Below are 12500 nucleotides of genomic sequence, written 5' to 3'. Positions count from 1 at the left end.
GGCACCTGCCCCCGGCGCCGATCCTCCCTGACGCTCACGAACAGCAGCAGCAGCACCCCCCCGACCACCCAAACGTCCGCGAGGTTGAACACCGGGAAGTCGCCTTGCCCCAGGGCGCGGGTGACCGCTGACAGCGCCGGTGAGGCGAGCATGTCGGTCACGCGCCCGGCGTTCAGGCCGTCGATGGCGTTGCCGAGGGCTCCCCCGGCGATCACGCTGAGGCTGATGGCCTGCCCAGTCGGTTGGGGGCGCCGCAGCAGGAAGATGACCAGGCCCAGTCCCACCGCCCCCCGGACCAGTGCGAGCGGCAGAGCCGAGCCGGACAACAGACTCCACGCGGCGCCCGTGTTGTAGGTCAGCGTCAGGTCGAGGACGCCGGGAAGCCAGGGCCGCACCTCACCGGGCAGTTCTGCGCGAGCCCAGCTCTTGAGGGCGAGGTCGAGGACGACGCACAGGATGGTCAGCGCGAGGAGGACGAGACGGGGCACACCTGACTGTAGCAATGTCTGGAGCAAGTCTGTACAGAAATACAGGTGTAGGGAAGGAATGCGGCCCGGAGGGTGCAGGTCGTTCCATCGTCATTGAGGGGTGAGCTGTCAGCTTGGGGTACACCTCAGACTGACGTCAGAGAAGATCGGCAGGGACTGTCAGAATAGGATTGGTTCTGAGTTTTCCTGAAACTTATTCTGTCAGGTCATAGACTTCAGCCTGACACTTCACCCTGGAGGACACCCTTTGCCCGGTCAACGCATCGGCTACACCCGCGTCAGCTCGCTCGACCAGAACCCTGCACGCCAGCTCGACCAGACCCAGGTCGACCGGGTGTTCACCGATCAGGCCTCCGGCAAGGACGTTCACCGCCCCCAGCTCGGAGCCCTGCTCGCCTTCGCCCGCGAGGGCGACACGGTGGTCGTCCACAGCATGGACCGCCTGGCGCGCAACCTGGACGATCTCCGCCAGCTTGTGAGTGGCCTGACCCGTCGGGGCATCCGGGTGGAGTTCGTCAAGGAAGGGCTGACCTTCACGGGTGAGGACGCGCCCATGTCGAATTTGCTGCTGAGCGTTATGGGCGCCTTCGCCGAGTTTGAACGATCTCTGATCCGGGAGCGGCAGCGCGAGGGCATCGCCCTCGCCCGCAAGCAAGGGAAATACCGGGGCCGCAAGAAGGCCTTGAGTGCCGAGCAGGTGCAGCAACTTCGGCGCAGGGTGCAGGCTGGAGAATCGAAAGCTGCCCTGGCGCGGGAATTGGGGATCAGCCGGGAGACGCTCTATCAGTACCTGGAACGTCCAGAATAGACCTGAACCTGCCCTCGCTGCGGCAGGTCAGGGCAAAAGCGCTCGCACCCAGATCAGCCTTAGCCTGCTTGTCTAGCCCTTTTGCGCGCCAGCGCAGCGACCCTGACGGAGGCCCTTGAAGGCCCTCTCCCCTGGATCACCCTGCAATTGCTCGGCATCATCCACGACCTCGACAACCACCGTGGCTTCCGGGAAGACCCATCGCCCCCACCCAATCTGGAAGAAGTCCTGCGGGCCTTGCGGGGGTATGGGGAGCAGCTGGCCGCAGGCCAGCCAGGTGGGCAGGGAACAGGCTTCACGACCAAAGAGGCCCGCCAGATCGCCGCCACACACGTGGTCCGTGTCACGCGACTCCAGCCCTACCTGGTCACCCCTGACCGGCTCCGATCCGAGCTGGGAGACCTGACCGCGACAGCCACCTCAGCGCCGTCCCAGGCGCTGATCCAGCTCCACACCCTGACGTACCTGCTGTCGACCCTGACCAGTGAGCCCATGGAGTTCAAGGCCGACCTGAGCCGTGTCCGTCCCCTCTCAGTCGCGCAGCAGTTGGTCTACCGGGCTTACCGGGTGGCCCTGGTCGCCCGTTCGGAGCAGCAATCGTTGTACCGGGACGTCGTGGCGGCCGCGCATGCGGATGTGGACTTGCCCTACCACCTGGAGGAACTCGCCGAAGGGCACGGGGGGGCGCTGGATCCCCGACCGGGAAGCTCCAACCCGTGGATGAAGCGGCCGACGTCGCAGCGGGAACGGGAGCAACTCATGACGGTGGTCGAGGCGATGTGTCGTGTGCCCCAGCCCACGGAGCGACAGCGGGGAGCGCTCGCATATGCGGCCGCGCAGCTGGTCAGACGGTGGCGGCACGAGCAGGACGTCGATGCGGTGATCGCCGCGGCCAACTTGCGCGTCCTGCTGGAGCGTCAGGGAATCCAGTGAGGAGGCTGACGCCATGATGGAACTCCCTTTCCCTCTTGAGCTCTACTCTGGAAGAAGGAGGCTGCTATGAAAGGTGTGGGCATTCATGTGATTCCGGATCATGGCATCGACCCCATTGCCATTAGCAACCAGGAGATCATCACCATCGAGGACATCCGCAGGGCAGCCTGGGCCGTCAACGGCACCGAGGCAGGCGTCCACTACTTCATGACCCATCGTCACGCCGTTTTCGGGGACAGGACCGTGGCCGAAGCGGTCGAGGCCGGTCAGGCGCGGATCGTCCTGGGAGCCATTCTCAACGCCGCAGGCATTTGAGTCCATACCATGGATACGACCTGCCAGATCTCCGGCGACCGACTGACCCTCCATCTGCCTGCCGATATGCGCGAGGCTCTTGGATTCCAGAACGGCTCCCCTGTCACCATCGACCTCGTCAGTGGAGCCCTCGTGGTCCGGCCTCAGACATCGACCGGGGGCACCTTGAACGAACGGCCAGCAGACGTGGCCCCCAAGGCTCCCGGCGGCGACCTCGGCCGGAACTGGGGTGCGGAGGAAGAGATGCCCTCTCCTTCCGACAACGCCCTCCTGGTTCAGATCACCGGGCTGGGCCGGACACAGCTTCAGGCTGTGGTGCATCAGAGGGCAGGCGCTCTACCGACGATCAGCCACCAGCAGATCGCCACGAATCTCGCGGCCCTGCTCGGAGTGCCTGTCCCCGACGTGCTTCCGGCCCTGGGGCTGCGCGAGCTCGATTCGGCACAAGTGGCCCTTCCCCCTCACCTGCTGCTCGACCGGGTCGCCCATGTCCTCGACCTCTTCGTCACGATCCGGGCGGTTCTCGGACACGAGCATGCCGCCCACTGGTTCAGCCAGCCCAACCGCCATCTGGGTGACCTGAGGCCGCTGGAACTGTGCCGCACTCCGGAGGGACAAGCCCGCCTGCGGGACCATCTGGACGGACTACTGTCTGGCAACGTGCTCTGAGCAAGTCCCGGGAGTCCTGGCCCTCACAGTTCTCCAGCGCCTCTTGGAGCAGGCGGATCTGCTCCAGATTGGCCGCGTCGTGACGGGTGTGGTCCGGCATCACCGTAGAGTGACAGGGAACCGCTCGCGTTGCAGCCCAACTTCGGCAACCACGTACACAAGATGCCTCCTGGTGTGAGTTTTAACCCCATTGGCCATATCAAAGTCAACGTTGAAAACCACATCGACTCTTCCGTCTTACCACTAGCCGTCGGCCTGGGCTTGAGCGCGCGCGCAGACTCCCAATGACCAGCTGAGGGACGCAGTGCTGCGCAAGTAAGTTGCCCCTTAACGCCATGATCAACGTTGCTTTTAATGTTACAATTGACACCAATGATCTACGTCGTGGGTGGCATTAAAGGTGGCAGCGGAAAGACCACGGTGGCGACCAACCTCGCCGTGGCCCTGGCTCTGGAGGGGAGGGACGTTCTTCTGGTGGACGCGGACGACCAGGAGACGGCCACTGACTTCTCGGCCTGGCGAAATGAGCGGACAGAGGGGCGAACCGGCTATACCTCCGTGCAGCTCACCGGTCAGGCGGCCCGTGAGGAGTTGCGCCGCCTCGCGAGCAAGTTCGAGGATGTCGTCATCGATACCGGCGGTCGCGATACCACCAGCCAGCGCGCAGCTCTAACGGTGGCCGACCTCTACCTCGTGCCCTTCAACCCCCGCAGCTTCGACGTGTGGACCCTAGAGAAGGTGACCCGCCTGATCCAGGAGATCCAGACGGTCAATCCCGACCTCCGCTCGTACGCTTTCCTCAACCGGGCCGACCCCAGGGGGAGTGACAACGACGAAGCTGCCGACGCCCTGCGCGACACCGAGGTGCTGCAGTTCCTTGACGCTCCTCTCGGCAACCGCAAGGCCTATGCGAATGCGGCGGCCCAGGGTCTCGGGGTATTGGAGTTGCACCCAGAAGACCGCAAGGCATCGACCGAGTTTCGGGTGCTCTATCAGCAGATCACTGGCCAGGTGCCCAGCACCACCAGTGGAAAGGAGGTCTAGGATGCCGGTCACCCGTGCTCCCCGGCGTCCAGCCAAGCCTGCCGAGACCTCAGCTGTGGACGAGGCCCAGGTCCAAGAAGTTATCCGCCGCGGCGGATCGGTTGCGGCGGATCTGAATCCATCTTCTCTCCCCGAAGAGGAAGAATTGGACGCCTTGAAGAATGTCCAGCTGCGCCTCTACGAGAGTCAGATTCAGGAGATCGATGTCATCCGCAAGAAGCAGGCCCGGGGAAGAAGGCCTCTCTCCCGGCACGCGTGGCTCCTGCAGGCCATCGAGGAAAAGCTGGATCGAGAACGTCAGGGATAGTACCATTAATAACGTTATTTATAGTGCTGAATCAAACGTTGCGGGTAAGGTAAATAATGACCTTACTCGCAACGTTGTTAACATCTAAACTCTCGCTCCCAATGGCTAAAGAAGCGGCTGCAATGCCTCCGCCAGTCCTGGCAGGCCAGCGCGCGCCAGGCCATCTGCGAACTCGTCAGGGGTGAGCTGGGGGTTATTCAAGGTACGGAGGATGCCCCGAGCCGCAGCAACCACCTCTCCTGGCTGCACCTGAAGGCACCGAATCAGGAAGCGATCTGGGTGACAGACAATCAATGGCGCCGGGACAAGGGCAGCCGGAAAATCCTCCTCATTGAAGGTCAGGAGCACCTCAGTTCCACAAGCAAGGGCGGCCGCCAGCACATGTCGGTCGTCGGGATCTGGCAGAGCCCCGACCGACGGGTCATCTCCGGCCTCGACCTGCCCTTCAGGGATGGCACGGCGCATCAGGGCGCATGTCCGCTCTATTCGGGTACGCGAGAGGTCGGGGCGGTGCTCCAGCAGGTTGCCCACCCATTCCTGCTCGATGCGGGTCGTCCAACGGGGGCGTAAGGCCCCGGAGACTCCCAGGCGAACCAGCAGGTCACGCAGAAGGCTGCCGTACAGCACGTTGGCATCACACAGGACCACCGTGCCCCGACCAGCCGGAATCAATACAACCCCATGTCCTGGGCCTCCCGGGTCAGCTCGTCCGCCGCAGCCTGGCGCTCTTCGAGATCCTGCTGTTGGTAATCCAGCAGATCACCGAGACGGATGCGCCGATGTTTCCCTACCCGGCGATAGGGGAGACGGCCCGCCTCCAGTACCTTTTCGATCAGGAATGGTCGGCTGACCCCCAGCAGGTCAGCTGCTTCCTGGGTCGTGAGTTCTCGCCCTGCGGGCAGGATGGTCAGGGCCTCCCCCTGGGCCAGTCGGCCGAGCACCTCGCTCAACAGATGCGCCAGGGTCGGAGGGAGTGTGACCCTCTGCTGTTCCCCCTGCAGACTGGGGCGGAGAGTGTCGAGAATCTGAGCGGCCTCCCGAGCGATGGCCTGCTCGTGCGGGTCAGCGACGTGACGGATGGGGAGAGACATGGCAACCTCCACCAACAGTATTCGCAATATTCGCAATCAGTATTGGTGCTTGGCCTACCGTGATGGTCATCCAGCTATATTCAACGTTACAATTAAGTCCAGAATTGATATTGTTTCCAACCTCATTCCTCAAGCGGCTGCCTGTAGGTACGAAACGAGGAGAGCTGATGAAGAAGCGGAAACCCTACGCCAAGGTCAAGTGCAAGAGATCTGGGAAGAGGGTGCTGCTGCATCGGCAGCTGGTGGAAGAGCACCTGGGCCGTCCACTGCTGCCGGGCGAGATCGTTCACCACCGGGATGGCGACAGCACCAACAATGCCCTTGAAAACCTCATCGTCCTGCCGAGCCAGCGTTATCACGCCCACATCGAGTACCATCTGCGCCGCGAAAAGCTCGGCATGCCCAGCCTGTTTCCGGAGTTCCTGCAAGGCGTGAAGCTGGAAACCCACGGCACACTCTTCGGGAACGTCTGCGCACTGCCTGTCAAGGAGCCGCCACCCATGCGCCGCCCTCGGTCCCGTCGCTAAGACTCCACTCCCTGCAAAGAAGCGTCTCCCGGATGTGGCCTTGGAGAACAGGTCGGTGGACGGGGCCTCACGATGCCCCCTGCTCTCGTGGCACGGCCGCTGCCCGCTCGTGTAGCCCGCAGGTACCGCCTCCACCGTCCGGGGAGCAGAACGCGTATAGCGCGACCGGCTCCTGGGTGCCAGGGCGCAGGCCCTGGGCCTCCAGCTCGGCAGCCGTGGCGAGGTGCGCCGGATAATCGTCTCGATAAGTCGGGATGCGGGACGTGCAGCGATTCACGCGCCCCGCACGAACTCGTATTTCAGCATCAGGTCCAGCGGAGTCAGTTGCCGGTTATCACTGAGCTTGAACTGGAGTCCTGGACCGTTACGCTTCTGGACCTGCACACTCCCGACGATCTGTACCTCGTTCCCCGAAGACTTGCAGCGCCACCGTGCGCCCACCGCGTGGCGGTCTTCCCCCTTGATCTGGCGCGGGGCTGGGGCATCGCTCGCCCGCAGGCTCGTCAGTTGCCCTGCCGCCGCCCGGTCCACCGTCACGCGCTCACCAGAGTCCAGATCCACCACGTAGCCGTTAGCACGGTTACTCAGGACAATCCCCAAGGCCCCGCCGACCGTGCAGCGCTGGCCCACGCTCAGATTGGGATCCAGGTGGCTCAGGTCCACTGGCCCGATAACCTTCGTTTCCTCCTGCGGCCTGCCCTTGTCCGTCGGCACAGCCCCCCTGAGCTTGACGGCCCCGACTAGACGGTCCAGCCCGCGGGCGAAGAGCGTATGCATGTTGTCCCTGTTGCGCTCGGCCTCTGCCTGCGCGATCGCGGTGACCTGCCGGACCTCGTCCTCAGTCAAGAGAATCCAGTGCGCGCTGCGGAGAATCTGCCCGGTTCGGGTCCGCTCGCCAATCCACTCCGGAAGCGAGTTGCCCAGCACCTCCCGCATGGCCTTGTACGCCGGGCTCTCAGGACCGGCAGGAACCCGGCTCGACAGCTCTGCCGCGGGAATCGGGGCCAGGTCGTCCACGCTGGGGCTGGAAGCGGCCTCTCCGTCGCCGGACGGGGCCTCCGCGCCCGCATCCGGGACCGCCGCGCCGCCGCCCGGAACAGTTTCATTACCCGTGGCTTGATCAATCTGGCGTTCGAACAACTCCCGAATCTTGTCCAACGAAGGGGTGGGGCGTTCTTCCGCCGCGTCAGCGGCGCCGCCGACAGGCGGTTCAAGCACAGCCACGCCCGCGACGGTTGCAGGCGGGGTGATCAGGGCACCCGGCGTGATCGTGGCGGGCGTGCCTTCAGCTGTTAGGCGCGCAGCGCTTTCTGAGGAGGAGGGCAGAGGCGGGGTGGGTTCGGCTTCCGGCGCGGTGGTTGGCTGCGCCTCCTGCGCGTGCGCGTCACCAGTCACGTCTTGTGCTCCTCCTCGGAATTCTCGTGAAGAAGAAATCTCCGGGGAACTCTCGTTATATGTATCCCTAAATTCTGTGCCTGGGTCCTCTAAATTTAGGGAGGTTAACCCCCCAGAATTTAGGGAGGTTCCCAGGTCCTCCCCGCCGGGTTCCTGGGCCTGGTCATCGGTGAGGTCCAGCTCCTCCCCCTCATCGTCCACCCCGGCATCGGCCGGCGCGAACACCGCCTCGGCCACCGGGGCCGTGGGGGCCTCAGGGTCCCCCGCCTTGACGTGGCGGCCCCGCTTGGCCCCCTTGGCCTTCACGACGGGACCCACGTTGGGTCCGGCGAGGGTGGCGGCGATGGCTTCCGGGATCAGCTCGATGTACACGATGTTGTGCAGCAGCTTGCCCTTGATGCGCTCGGTGCGGTACTCGATCTTCAGCAGCCCCTTCTTCTGGGCGCGGTTGCAGGCGTCAGACACCTCGCGGTCGCTCATGCCGAAGACCGCGCCCCGGCGCTCGTAGTTGTACTGGAGCTTGTCGCGGGCGAACTTACGCTCGTACCCCACGAAGATTCCACCTTCCTCCTCGTTGCGGACCTCACGCGGGCGATACCAGTACACGATGTCGCTGACGATGGTGATCATGTTTCGGTCGGGTCGGTTGGCGTCAGAGCGGAACTCCGAGCGCTGGTACCAGACGTGGGGGATGGTGTTGCCGGTGATGCTCAGCCGCCCGATGGCCTCGACGACCGGGGTGATCGGCTTCTTGATGCTGCTCACGACTGCGCTCCTACGCGTCCCTGGGTGCAAGGCACCCTCCCGGTCCGTTGACCGGGCATGCCCAGGCGCGTATCCTGGGCACAGGCCGATGCCTGTGCGTCTCCCAACGCACAAACAACTTCGAGTTTTGCTACACGGACACCCTCTGCGATAAACGGCCCTGGCAGGCCCGCGGGGGGTGAACCCGTTTCTGGGGTGCTCGTCCAGATCCGGGTTGCTGAGCAGCATACCGTGATCCGTGACCAACTGCACGATGGGGGAGGTCGGGTGGGTCATAGATCCACCCTGCGACCAGGCCGGGTTGGTCGCGGTGGGGGGGGTGCTGGGGGGGGTGTCGACCATACTTCCAGGGTGCGGCCAGACCGGGTTGGACGCTGGCCTAAAGGCGAGAGAGGCGCAAGGTCCCGCTTGATCAAAGCCGTAGAGGACGGTATTGGTGCGGGTTGGACGGTGAATGGAGGTCGCCTCCCCTGGGGACCCATCGCCACCGCGCAGTGCAGGCTTGTGGGGGGTGAGGAACGCCGGGACAGGGAAGTCGACGACCACACCTCGGCCTTGGAGGCAGGGGCGGTTGGACGACGGGTTGAGAGTCTTTGCAAATCGCACCCCCTCACGATGTGCCCAGGGCGGGTTGGACGCTGGGTTGCGGGCGAAGTGGGCGCGAAGCAGGGCGTAGGAAAATGCCGTCTGCAACGATGTCGGGGCGGGTTGGACGTTGATCGGACCTCACCAAGGCTGAGGCAGCGGCGGGAGCCCGTCGGACCGTGTCCACGCACCGCAATCCCACGGAGGACAAGCAGGTTGGCCTGCAAGTACCCCCGACGGGGGGGTTGCAATTCGGCCCGGTCATTCGGGCGATTTTCAGCTTTTGCTCTCCGTTTCGAGCCAAAAAAAGACCCCCAAGACCTAAGTCGAGGGGGACACACCAGTAGTAGGTGTGCTGGCTCTAGCAGTAAGAGCCGGTCTTACAGAGCGTCACATCGCTGCGACGGTCCATCGGTCCTCACAGGGTGAGGGGCAGCTTGAGGCTGCAGTGGTTATGAGGGGCTTGCCTGACCAGAGGTCTTGCAAGCGTGGACGTTGACCGGGGTCGCGGTCCATCTCAATGAGGTTCGGAACAGATGCTCCGATGTCCTGTCGCGTCAACGTGCTGCGACGGGACTGGTGTAGGAGTGGACAACGTTGAGTTGTCCGGAGGCATTGCCCTGAACATGACCGAACGTGCTGGTCTGGACAGTACGGCAAGCCTGGTGGAGCGGGTCTGGTGGAATCACCTCGCCTACTCCCTTTGGAATCTGATTGAGGACCGCCGAAGCCGTCTGCGCAGTCCGCACCGTGCCTCTCAAGGATTGAGGACACTTTGACATTTTGGTGATGCTTGGAATTTTGACCACGGTGTCGCTGGACGTCATGCCAGGTACGCCGCTGACGTCTCGGGGGCCAACCCTCCACGTCCTGGTGCTCGGCAATCCCTGCCGTCATCCTCGCCGGACTTCCACACAGGTGTTCAAAGAACACCCTTTCCCGATGGCAGCTTTCGGCCTGATCAGCTTGTGCCAACCAGTCCACGACGCTTGGGAGCACGGTACGTTGCCGCCCGCCTCGCCTCGAATCGCTTGAACCTACTTGCCGCCGCTCCCAGTCTGCGCCGCGCTGGCTCCCGAATGGAGCATCAGGTTGATGTTCCGCAGACCTTCCCACGTTCTCCGAACCTTCTGCCGCAGATGTCTCTCTGCATGGCTGTGGCCCGCTGGGCAAGGCGCCGTGTCTCGCTGTGCAGTCAGCTCCATTGGAACCTTTAGCCGGGTAGATGTTCCGAAACCCCGGTTTACCCACACGACCCTTGTTTAGACTCTCGTCCATCCGCCAGTCACCTGGCAGCTCCCAGCACCTACTCCACGTGCCCGAAGGCAGCACCCCACACCCCCAGTGCTTGGAGGCGTTACAGGCTTGAGCTATCCGCCGATCTGCCCAGGTTGCCCTGGGCAGTACCGCCCCGTCTCGCGCGCACAGGCCATCACCCTGCATCACGTCGCCGCAGCTCATGGCCTCACGGTCCATGCTGACGCCCACCTGTGGGGAAGAGGTTCGACCTTAGCTTTCGCCGGCCGCCCCCCCTTGTACTTTCCAGTTCGACAGGGTGTTCCGTGTCACCACGCACCCGTTCCCGTGTCGCCCAACTTCCTTGCGCGTCGCAAATCCAGCAGATGTAGATCGCATAGAACCAGGGAATCTCACCCCAGTGCCCGCGTTGCAGCCGCACCAGCGAGGATTTCCCCCAGCATGCAGCTACGTCAGGTAGGAGTAGTGGCGAGCTACCCCCTTGGTTGTCCGGCGAGGACAGCACCATAGGAAGAGCGTACCGATTCAATGCCCCCGGATTGGAACATCCATATATGTGCTCACAGCACATCGTCCTGACGCATCCCGCCGAAGCCCCAACCTTAATCAAAACTTAATCCAGTTGGCTCGCCCTTGCCTGACCACCCCAGCGTCCAACCCGGTCTGCCCGCACCATCGAGCTATGGATCTGCTCTATCACCAGACGGTTACCAGCGGCTTGCAGGCCACCCTTCACCTCGCGCGGGCGTCACCCATCGTGGCGGTCATTCAGGCACCCATTGCCAAGGCCGAGGCGGTTGCCCAGCGGCAGGTTGACCGGTATCCCACGATCACCGCCAGCCACACCCTGCGCTCGAGTCTGCGGCGCGCCAAGTACCCGGTCGTGCAAATGGTGATCCTCCCGCCGACGGGTGAGCACATCACGCTCGTGCTGATGAGCAACGCCGAGCCGTCGGGCTCCCGCGAGGATTGGTTCGACGGTTTGGACCCGGCCGCCCCACTCACCTGGCGCAATTACGAGCTCACACGGCAAGAGGGCCAGCGCCTCACCTGGCGCCTCAACAACCAGGCACGGGCCTACTACCGCAAGCACATCGCGAGGGCAGTCACGGGACGTGGCGGACGGCAGTTACATGCCAACAAGGCCGGAAAAATAACCGGCAAGGTCGTGGCCCGGCGGCAGCACCCTCCCCTGGTTGCACGGACGCAATTGCTGCGGTTGGGTGACCACCTGAGCCATTACCCGGGCTTTGCGGGCGTGCGAAAGGACGTGTTTGATCTCCTGGTGTACAGCCAGCGGGTCTGGCGGTCCACGCATCCCGAAGAGCCACCTCCCGCCTGGCCCTACATGCCTTACCTGCGCTACTGCGCCCCCAAACGCGCACGCCTTTCTGACTTACAGGAGATCCAGCATGACGAAAACTAAGCGGCCGAAAAAGAGTGCACCCGTCCCCCAAGTCCGGGTGGTCTATGAGGTCACCTCGAACGGTGAGGTGCGCCGGGTGGAGGCCTCGACGGTGACCGAATTGCGAGACCAGCTGTACGGCCACCTCCGCGATCTGGATGCCTATGCCCTGGCCGCTATCGCTCGGTTGGTCACCGAGGAGCGCGCAACTGTCTCGACGAAAACCTGGAGCGTGAAGAGGGTGGGCGTCCTGCAGTTCACCGCGGACGACGAGCCGATGCCGCCGAAGAAGCGGAGCCGTGCTCCAGCTCCAGTGCTGGCCTCGGAGGGACCGGCGGCGGTACAGCATCCGGCCCCCATCTTTGCTGGGCTCGAGGAGTCGGACCTGCTTTAAGGCCGTGCAGATGAGGGCGGTGGCCGGTGGCCCTCAAGCCCCGGCCGCACCCCCTATCGCCCGGAAGGACAACGGCAAAGTGGCGCGCTTCCTATGCGCGAGGGGCCTCACGAAACGGAGGTGGAGGGGCCAGAAGATCTGAGGCGTGGGCCTGTCGGCAGGTTCCTGGACAGTTGCGATGTCGCTCTGCCGGAGCTGTTTGAGTTTGGTTGAGGGGCTCAACCTCTTCAACCCCTGTCACCCCGACAACTCCCGGAGGGTGGTGCTAACGGATGTCGCCGAGCGGGGTGGCGACGGCGTGCGCGTCCTCGATGGGGGTCCGTCAGAGAAGCTGCGTCTGCTCGCAAAAGGACTAGGCAAGTTAGCGACTTTGGCGACGAGCAAAACGTTTCCCCACCCGAGCTGCGAGACCAAGAAGGGCACCCCCTCGGCGGCCCCTTGCGCCTTCAATGTCCTTCGTCTTACCGAGAGAGGGGGTGGTTTAAGGAAGCTGCTACGAAGCGCAAAGTGAAGAGTT

13 protein-coding genes (1 of these 13 running past the window's edge) are annotated in these 12500 nt (G+C 63.7%); 9 read left to right on the top strand and 4 right to left on the bottom strand.

The window, feature by feature from the left end; translation table 11 throughout:
• Positions 1 to 503: the 5' portion of a signal peptidase II gene (gene lspA, locus QOL99_RS02550; RefSeq protein ID WP_055364126.1), read on the bottom strand. 49 nt of this gene lie to the left of the window's left edge; 503 of the gene's 552 nt are visible here — the first part of the coding sequence; the start codon lies at positions 501 to 503; its stop codon lies off the left edge, out of view.
• A gap of 232 nt (positions 504 to 735) precedes the next feature.
• Between lspA and QOL99_RS02545 the strand changes: the two genes are divergently transcribed.
• From QOL99_RS02545 to QOL99_RS02520, 6 genes are all read left to right on the top strand, one after another.
• Entirely contained in the window at positions 736 to 1296 is a 561-nt protein-coding gene (locus QOL99_RS02545; protein WP_017871616.1) for a recombinase family protein, read from the top strand.
• A 147-nt stretch (positions 1297 to 1443) separates the two neighbouring features.
• Positions 1444 to 2229, top strand: a complete 786-nt coding sequence (locus QOL99_RS02540; RefSeq protein ID WP_285521051.1) for a hypothetical protein — start codon at positions 1444 to 1446, stop codon at positions 2227 to 2229.
• Between the two features lie 66 nt (positions 2230 to 2295).
• Positions 2296 to 2544 (top strand): hypothetical protein, encoded by a 249-nt coding sequence (locus QOL99_RS02535; protein WP_285521050.1) that lies wholly within the window; start codon positions 2296 to 2298, stop codon positions 2542 to 2544.
• 9 nt (positions 2545 to 2553) lie between these two features.
• Entirely contained in the window at positions 2554 to 3213 is a 660-nt protein-coding gene (locus QOL99_RS02530; protein WP_285521049.1) for an antitoxin Xre/MbcA/ParS toxin-binding domain-containing protein, read from the top strand.
• 372 nt (positions 3214 to 3585) lie between these two features.
• The gene (locus QOL99_RS02525; protein WP_285521048.1) at positions 3586 to 4257 is read left to right on the top strand and encodes an AAA family ATPase; all 672 of its coding nucleotides are present in this window, start codon (positions 3586 to 3588) and stop codon (positions 4255 to 4257) included.
• A 1-nt stretch (position 4258) separates the two neighbouring features.
• Positions 4259 to 4564 carry a hypothetical protein gene (locus tag QOL99_RS02520; RefSeq protein ID WP_285521047.1) on the top strand — a complete coding sequence of 102 codons (306 nt, stop codon included), beginning with the start codon at positions 4259 to 4261 and terminating at the stop codon, positions 4562 to 4564.
• Positions 4565 to 4669: 105 nt separating this feature from the next.
• Here QOL99_RS02520 and QOL99_RS02515 read toward each other — a convergent pair whose 3' ends face one another.
• Together QOL99_RS02515 and QOL99_RS02510 are read right to left on the bottom strand one after the other, a co-directional pair.
• The gene (locus tag QOL99_RS02515; protein ID WP_407650135.1) at positions 4670 to 5191 is read right to left on the bottom strand and encodes a PIN domain-containing protein; all 522 of its coding nucleotides are present in this window, start codon (positions 5189 to 5191) and stop codon (positions 4670 to 4672) included.
• A gap of 41 nt (positions 5192 to 5232) precedes the next feature.
• A complete protein-coding gene (locus QOL99_RS02510; protein WP_285521046.1) occupies positions 5233 to 5655 on the bottom strand; it encodes a helix-turn-helix domain-containing protein in 423 nt (140 codons plus the stop codon).
• Positions 5656 to 5822: 167 nt separating this feature from the next.
• Between QOL99_RS02510 and QOL99_RS02505 the strand changes: the two genes are divergently transcribed.
• Positions 5823 to 6182 carry an HNH endonuclease gene (locus QOL99_RS02505; protein ID WP_285521045.1) on the top strand — a complete coding sequence of 120 codons (360 nt, stop codon included), beginning with the start codon at positions 5823 to 5825 and terminating at the stop codon, positions 6180 to 6182.
• Positions 6183 to 6455: 273 nt separating this feature from the next.
• Here the strand turns inward: QOL99_RS02505 and QOL99_RS02500 are convergent, their stop codons facing one another.
• Positions 6456 to 8342 (bottom strand): hypothetical protein, encoded by a 1887-nt coding sequence (locus QOL99_RS02500; protein ID WP_285521044.1) that lies wholly within the window; start codon positions 8340 to 8342, stop codon positions 6456 to 6458.
• A 2524-nt stretch (positions 8343 to 10866) separates the two neighbouring features.
• On the opposite strand from QOL99_RS02500, the gene QOL99_RS02495 reads away from it, so the two are divergent.
• Both QOL99_RS02495 and QOL99_RS02490 read left to right on the top strand, forming a co-directional pair.
• The gene (locus QOL99_RS02495; protein WP_285521043.1) at positions 10867 to 11610 is read left to right on the top strand and encodes a hypothetical protein; all 744 of its coding nucleotides are present in this window, start codon (positions 10867 to 10869) and stop codon (positions 11608 to 11610) included.
• Positions 11597 to 11983, top strand: a complete 387-nt coding sequence (locus QOL99_RS02490; RefSeq protein WP_285521042.1) for a hypothetical protein — start codon at positions 11597 to 11599, stop codon at positions 11981 to 11983. Before QOL99_RS02495 ends, QOL99_RS02490 begins: the two co-directional genes overlap by 14 nt.
• Positions 11984 to 12500: the final 517 nt, after the last annotated feature.

It is taken from the genome of Deinococcus rhizophilus (assembly GCF_030271215.1).
Classification (GTDB): Bacteria; Deinococcota; Deinococci; order Deinococcales; family Deinococcaceae; genus Deinococcus; species Deinococcus rhizophilus.
The sequence above is the reverse complement of the archived record's forward strand: the minus strand, read 5'-3'. Positions and strand labels throughout refer to the sequence as shown.

Bases quoted from the DNA above. Each gene is read 5' to 3' on its own strand.
- QOL99_RS02535 (WP_285521050.1), top strand. From the start codon at position 2,296: ATGAAAGGTGTGGGCATTCATGTGATTCCGGATCATGGCATCGACCCC.
- QOL99_RS02530 (WP_285521049.1), top strand. From the start codon at position 2,554: ATGGATACGACCTGCCAGATCTCCGGCGACCGACTGACCCTCCATCTG.
- QOL99_RS02525 (WP_285521048.1), top strand. From the start codon at position 3,586: ATGATCTACGTCGTGGGTGGCATTAAAGGTGGCAGCGGAAAGACCACG.
- QOL99_RS02520 (WP_285521047.1), top strand. From the start codon at position 4,259: ATGCCGGTCACCCGTGCTCCCCGGCGTCCAGCCAAGCCTGCCGAGACC.
- QOL99_RS02510 (WP_285521046.1), bottom strand. From the start codon at position 5,655: ATGTCTCTCCCCATCCGTCACGTCGCTGACCCGCACGAGCAGGCCATC.
- QOL99_RS02505 (WP_285521045.1), top strand. From the start codon at position 5,823: ATGAAGAAGCGGAAACCCTACGCCAAGGTCAAGTGCAAGAGATCTGGG.
- QOL99_RS02495 (WP_285521043.1), top strand. From the start codon at position 10,867: ATGGATCTGCTCTATCACCAGACGGTTACCAGCGGCTTGCAGGCCACC.
- QOL99_RS02490 (WP_285521042.1), top strand. From the start codon at position 11,597: ATGACGAAAACTAAGCGGCCGAAAAAGAGTGCACCCGTCCCCCAAGTC.